General features: G+C 73.2%; 5 protein-coding genes and 1 pseudogene. All 6 read left to right on the top strand.

Annotated elements, in window-relative coordinates; translation table 11 throughout:
* Positions 1 to 841: pseudogene (locus RBH18_RS42565) on the top strand (pyridine nucleotide-disulfide oxidoreductase); the annotation flags it as partial.
* Between the two features lies 1 nt (position 842).
* Positions 843 to 1,832: an alpha-hydroxy acid oxidase gene (locus RBH18_RS42560; RefSeq protein ID WP_306216207.1), complete on the top strand. Its 990-nt coding sequence runs from the start codon at positions 843 to 845 to the stop codon at positions 1,830 to 1,832.
* Positions 1,829 to 3,082 (top strand): cytochrome P450, encoded by a 1,254-nt coding sequence (locus RBH18_RS42555; protein WP_306216206.1) that lies wholly within the window; start codon positions 1,829 to 1,831, stop codon positions 3,080 to 3,082. The genes RBH18_RS42560 and RBH18_RS42555 overlap by 4 nt, the downstream gene beginning before the upstream one ends.
* The gene (locus RBH18_RS42550) at positions 3,079 to 4,338 is read left to right on the top strand and encodes a cation:proton antiporter (protein WP_306216205.1); all 1,260 of its coding nucleotides are present in this window, start codon (positions 3,079 to 3,081) and stop codon (positions 4,336 to 4,338) included. Before RBH18_RS42555 ends, RBH18_RS42550 begins: the two co-directional genes overlap by 4 nt.
* 65 nt (positions 4,339 to 4,403) lie before the next feature.
* Positions 4,404 to 5,060 carry a response regulator transcription factor gene (locus RBH18_RS42545; protein WP_306216204.1) on the top strand — a complete coding sequence of 219 codons (657 nt, stop codon included), beginning with the start codon at positions 4,404 to 4,406 and terminating at the stop codon, positions 5,058 to 5,060.
* Positions 5,057 to 6,337, top strand: a complete 1,281-nt coding sequence (locus RBH18_RS42540; protein WP_306216203.1) for a sensor histidine kinase — start codon at positions 5,057 to 5,059, stop codon at positions 6,335 to 6,337. Before RBH18_RS42545 ends, RBH18_RS42540 begins: the two co-directional genes overlap by 4 nt.
* The last annotated feature ends 44 nt before the right edge of the window (positions 6,338 to 6,381 follow it).

Below are 6,381 nucleotides of genomic sequence, written 5' to 3'. Positions count from 1 at the left end.
GATCCTCGACGGGACGATCAAGAGCATCGAGCGCGACGGGACGGGCTACAAGGTCACGTTCAGTTTCTCGCGCGCGAACGAGGTCGTGAAGGAACTGCACTACGACCGGGTGCTGGCGTGCACCGGCTTCCGCTTCGACGACTCCATCTTCGACGACTCGGCCCGGCCGCGGCTCGCCATCCGGGACCGGTTCCCGGCGCAGACCGAGGAATGGGAGTCGGTGAACGTACCGGGGCTGTTCTTCGCCGGGACGATCTCGCAGGAGCGCGACTTCAAGAAGTCGACGAGCGGGTTCGTGCACGGCTTCCGGTACGCGGTCCGCGCCCTGCACCGCGTCCTGGAACGCCGATATCACGCGTCGCCGTGGCCCTTCACCGCTCTCGAAGGAACCCCGGCCGCCGTGACCGCGGCCGTCATCGAGCGGGTCAACCGCACCTCCGCCCTGTGGCAGCAGTTCGGTTTCCTCGCCGACGTCGTGACCGTGGCGGGCGCCGGGGCGCGCTACCACGAGGAGGTGCCGGTGGACTACTTCGCGTCGGCCGGGCTGTTCACCGCCGACCACGACTACGACCAGGCGTTCGTCGTCACCCTCGAGTACGGCCCCGAGCACGACCAGGTCGACCCGTTCGACATCACGGTGACGCGCGTGGCGCAGGACGTGCCGGGGCAGGCGCACGACGCGGCGTACCTGCACCCGGTCGTCCGCTACCACCGCGAGGGGCAACTGGTCAGCACCCATCACGTCGCCGAGAACCTGGAGAACAGGTGGGACCGGCCGGAGGCGCACGTGCGGCCGCTGGCGGAGTTCGTGGGCCGCTGCCTGTCCGGGGCCGAGGGCTGACGTGAACCCCGTGCACGAGGACTTCTTCGCGGGCGGCGCGGGGTCGGAACGGACCGTGGCCGCCAACGAGCGGGCCTTCGCACGGCGGTGGATCGTGCCGCGCGTGCTGCGGGAGACCGGCGATCGGGACCTGCGGACCACCGTCGCCGGCACCCCGCTGGGCGCGCCCGTCCTGGTGGCACCGACCGCCTTCCACCGGCTCGCGCACCCCGACGGCGAGGCGGCCACGGCCCGCGGTGCCGCCGCCGCGGGCACGGCGATGGTGGTCAGCATGGCCGCCACCCAGCCGGTCGAGGAGATCGCGGCGGCGGGCGGGCCGCTGTGGTTCCAGCTCTATCCGCAACCCGATCTCGACTTCACGGCGTACGTGATCAAGCGCGCCGAGACGGCCGGCTGCCGCGCGCTCGTGGTGACCGTCGACTCGCCGGTGTTCGGCCGGCGCGAGCGCGACCTGCGCAACGGCTTCACCGACCTGCCGCCCGGGTTCGCCTGCGAGAACATGCGCGACGCCACGGGCCGGGTGCGCCCGATCGCCATGGACGCCGGGCTCGGCTGGGACCGGATCGCCTGGCTGCGCGGCGTCACGGGACTGCCGATCCTGCTCAAGGGCGTGCTGCACCCCGCGGACGCCCGGCTCGCCGTCGAGCACGGCGCCGCCGGCGTGATCGTGTCCAACCACGGCGGCCGGCAGCTCGACGGCGCGATCCCCACGCTCGACGCGCTGGCGCCGATCGTGGCGGCGGTGGACGGGCGGATCCCGGTGCTGCTGGACGGGGGTGTGCGGCGGGGCGCCGACGTGGCCGTCGCGCTGGCGCTCGGGGCGGTGGCCGTGCTGGTCGGGCGGCCGGTGGTGGACGGGCTCGCGGCGGGCGGGGCGGCGGGCGTACGGGCGGCTCTGCGGCGGCTCACCGACGAGCTGGACCACACCCTGGCCCTGGCCGGCGCGCGGCGACCGGCCGATCTGACGCCGGACCAGGTGGTGACGCTGTGAAGGCCGTCGTCGCCCTCCGCGAGTGGATCTTCGAGCGGGTCAACGGCACCGAGGGCATCCCCGTGCCCGGCCCGCTGGTCGGGGCCGAGGACTTCGAGCGGGTCTACAGCGATCCGGCCGCCGACGGGCGCAGCCGGGGCGCCGGACTGTCCGACCTGTTCTGGTACTGGCTGGCGCCCGGCCCGCAGATGCACCAGGAGCACCTCGAGCCCGGCGAGCGGTACACGACCGTCGCCCGGACGACGCGGCAGGTGCTGGCCGTGCCGCACGCGCGCTCGGACGAGCTGGCGACGGCGGCGACCCGGCGGGCCCTCGACGCGCTGCCGGCGGACCGGATCAGCCACGTGCGGCTGCGGGACCTGATGATGCCGGTCTGGGCGGAGGTGTCGTACGAGCTGGTGTTCGGCGGACCGTGCCCACCCGCCGTGCGCGACCTGATCGTGGCCAATGCGAACGACGTGGTGACCGCCCTGAAGGGGATGAGCCTGCGGCACATGTCCCGCCGCGACCGGCTGACGCGCTATCTGCTCGACCGGATCGATGCGGGGACGTGCCCGGTCGTTCTTCCGCCGCCGTTCACCGCGCTGGAGACCGCCTGGTATCTGCAGGGCGCCTTCTTCAACACGGCCGTCGTGCAGATGTCTGAAGCGATGGCGCACATCCTGTTGTGCGCTTCGAATGTTTCGGACTTGTCGGATTCGGCCCTCGACCGGCTGATCGACGAGACGCTGCGGGTGCATCCGCTGTTCGGGATCGCGCATCGGATCACCTCAGCGCCGATCAGCGTGGGCGATGTCGTCCTTCCGGCGGGGTCGGTGTTGTTGTTCAACTACCTCGCCTATCAGCGCACCGGGCCGGCCGCGGACGACACCTTCGATCCGGACCGCTGGCTGACGGTGCGCCGGAAAGATGCCCATTTCATCCCGTACGGCGTGACGGCCAACCGGGCGTGCCCGGCGCGCGGGTCGGCGCCCGTCCAGCTGCGCGCCGCGACGCGTGAGGTGCTGCGGCGGTTCTCCGTCAGCTCGTCGGCGGCGCACACCCGGTCCCTGCCCAGCCGGGGGCCCGCGTACCTCACACCGCATGGTCTCCCCGGTCCGAGCCGCAGCCGGCTCGCCGGCATGCGGCAACGGGACCAGGTCTTCGACGTGGGGCGGTCGGTCAAGCAACTCGTCTGTGGCACCTGGATGGTCGTCGACGCGCGGCGGCAGAAGCTCTGCACCAACTTCTTCGAGGAGGCTAAGGCGTGACCCCCACCGAGCTCGCCCCGCGGTTCTTCATCGCGGTCGCGGTCATCCTGCTCTTCTGCCGGCTCGTCGCCTGGCTCCTCGGCAAGGTGGGCCAGCCCGCCGTGGTGAGCGAGATGCTCGCCGGCGTGCTGCTCGGCCCGTCGCTGCTCGGCCTGCTCTGGCCGGGCGCGCAGGCGACTCTCTTCTCCGCGCCACTGCTGCCCATCCTGTACGTGGTGGGCCAGGTGGGCCTGGTCCTGTTCATGTTCCAGGCCGGGTACGCCTTCACCTCCCACAAGGTCACGAAGCTCGCGGGCACGGCGGGGGCCGTGTCGCTGGCCGGCGTCACCGCGCCGCTGCTGCTTGGAGTGCTGCTCGTGCTGGGCATGGCGGGCTTCGTCCCGATCCGGGCGGAGGGCACCTCGCTCGGGGTGTCGGCGGCCTTCGTCGGCGTGGCCCTGGCGATCACCGCCTTCCCGATGCTCGCCCGGATCATCACCGAGCGCGGCCACGCGGGCACCCGGCACGGCTCGCTCGCCCTGGCCAGCGGTGCGATCGACGACATGGTCGCGTGGATCATGCTGGCCGTCGTGCTGGCGTTCGCCTCGGGCGAGGCCGGCCCCGCGTTCGTCACCGCGGGTGGTGCGATCCTTTTCGGACTGGTGCTGTGGCTGGGCGGGCGGCGGGCGACCGGGGCCGTCATGCGCCTGCCGTCCGAGAGCGCCCGGCTGCTCGGCACGGTGGCGCTGCTGTTCCTCGTCGCCTGGTACACCGACGAGATCGGCCTCTACGCGGTCTTCGGGGCGTTCGCGGTCGGCGTGGTCATGCCCCGCACCGAGCGTACGGACAAGGTGGTCGACACGCTGACGCCGATCGCCTCGACGGTGTTCCTGCCGCTGTTCTTCACCTACTCCGGGCTGCGGACCGAGTTCGCCCTGCTCGGCAACCCCGCCGTGCTCGGCTTCGCCGCCGCCTGCGTGGCCGTGGCGATCCTCGGCAAGTTCGGCGCCTGCTGGGCCGCCGCCCGGCTGCGCGGCGAGCCGAACAAGGTGGCGCTGCGGGTCGGCGCCCTGATGAACGCCCGCGGCCTCATGCAGCTCATCGCGCTCAACGTCGGCCTCGAGGCGGGCATCGTGAACCCGTCGCTCTTCACCGTGCTGGTGCTGGTCGCTCTCATCACGACACTCATGACCACGCCGCTGCTCAGCTGGATCGAGCGGCGCGAGGCACGCGTGATCGTTTCTACACCCGCGCTCGTGCCCACCGGAACCCCGTAGCAAGATTATTTGAAGAGACAAGTTTCACTCGACAGAGACCCCCATCTATATGTCATGGTCGTGGCATGACTCGCCTCCTCCTCGTCGAGGATGACTCCGACCTGCGCGGCATGGTCGCCGAGACGCTGACCGACGAGGGCTACGTCGTCGACCAGGCCCCGGACGGCCAGCGCGGGCTGCATCTGGGCCTCACCCGGCCGTACGACGTGATGGTCATCGACCGGCTCCTGCCCGCCCTCGACGGGCTCGACCTGGTGCTGCGGCTGCGCTCCCGGGCCGTCCCCGCCCGGGCGCTGCTGCTCACCGCCCTCGGCACGGTCGGCGACCGGATCGCCGGCCTCGACGCGGGCGCCGACGACTATCTGGTCAAGCCCTTCGACCTCGACGAGCTCAGCGCCCGCATCCGTGCCCTGTGCCGCCGCACCTCCGACGCCACCGAGGCGCTGCGGCTCGGGACGGGCCTGCTCGACCTGTCCGCCCGCGACGCCGTCCTGCCCGACGGCACCCGGATCGCGCTGTCGGCCCGCGAGTTCGAGCTGCTGCACGTCCTCGCCGCCCGCCCGCACACCGTCCACTCCCGATCCGAGCTGCGCGCCCGGGTCTTCGACGAGGCGGCCGCGGCGTCGCTCGTCGACACCTACGTCTACTACCTGCGCCGCAAGCTCGGCCGCTCGGTGATCCGCACCGTGCACGGGCTCGGCTACCGCCTGGGAACGCTGTGACCTCCTCGTTCGAACAGTCCGTCCTGCGCCGGGCCCGGCTGCGGGTCACCCTGTGGGTCGGCGGCATGATCGGCGCGCTGCTCGCGCTCGGCGGCGGCATCTCCTACACCGCGCTCCTGCACAGCCAGCAGGAGCAGATCGCGCGCGAGCTCAGCTACGGCGCGGCCTACGGCACCATCGCCGGGCCGCCCGGCTGCAGCTGGATCATCCTGTACGAGGCGGGCACGGTCGACGCCGGCCGCAACACCCCGCCACCCGGCCTTCCGCTGCGATCCGCGCTCGACGAGGTGGCCCGCACCGGCGCGGTCCGCACCGACGAGCTGACCCGCAACGGCACCACCTATTACGTACGCACCCAGCCGCGCGGCACCGCCGTCGTCCAGGCCGTGTTCGACGCCCGCTTCCAGCTCGCCGACCGCCGCCACCTGCTCGCCGCGTTCCTCCTCGCCGCCCTCGCCGGCTTCCTGGCCGCCGTCCTCACCGGCATCCTCGTCGGCCGCCGCGCCGTCGCCCCGCTCGCCGAGGCCCTGGGCCGCCAGCGCCGCTTCGTCGCCGACGCCAGCCACGAACTGCGCACCCCCATCGCCCAGGTCCACACCCGCGCCCAGATCCTCGCCCGCCGCGCCCGCAACGAAGCCGACCGGCGCGACTACGACCGCCTGATCGCCACCACCCGCCGCCTCGGCGAGATCGTCGACGAACTGCTCCTCTCCGCCCGCCTCGCCGCCACCCCCCGCGACACCCACCCCACGGAACCGGTCGACCTCGCCCGCCTCACCGCCGAAGCCGTGGCCGGCGAGACCGACCGCGCCGCGGAGAAGGGTGTCGACGTGCACCTGACCGCGCCCGGGGCGCCGGTCCTCGTCCCCGGCATCGCCTCGGCCCTGCGCCGCGTCGTCAGCGAACTCCTCGCCAACGCCCTCACCCACACCCCCGCCGGCGGCAGAATCGACGTCACCCTCCACCCCTCCCGCCGCGGCGCCGACCTCATGGTCACCGACACGGGCGCCGGCTTCGACCCGGCCGACGCCGAACGCCTCTTCGACCGCTTCCACCGCGGGGCCGGGGCCGGCGACCGCCGCTTCGGCCTGGGCTTGGCCCTGCTCCGCGAGGTCGTCACCAGCCACGGCGGCACCATCGCCGCCGAATGCCGCCCCGGCGCGGGCGCCACCTTCACGGTCCGCCTCCCCACCACCACGGCCCCCGTCCCGCCGCCGGCCCCCGTCCCCGCGGTCCGCCCGCCCGACGCCCCCGCCCCTGTGGCCCGCCCCGCCTGACGCCCCATCCCTGTGGCCCGCCCGCCTGACGCCCCGCCCCTGAG

Source organism: Actinoplanes oryzae, from assembly GCF_030757795.1.
GTDB lineage: Bacteria > Actinomycetota > Actinomycetes > Mycobacteriales > Micromonosporaceae > Actinoplanes.
This window is presented reverse-complemented; position numbering and strand designations above follow the sequence as displayed.

Bases quoted from the DNA above. Each gene is read 5' to 3' on its own strand.
- RBH18_RS42545 (WP_306216204.1), top strand. From the start codon at position 4,404: ATGACTCGCCTCCTCCTCGTCGAGGATGACTCCGACCTGCGCGGCATG.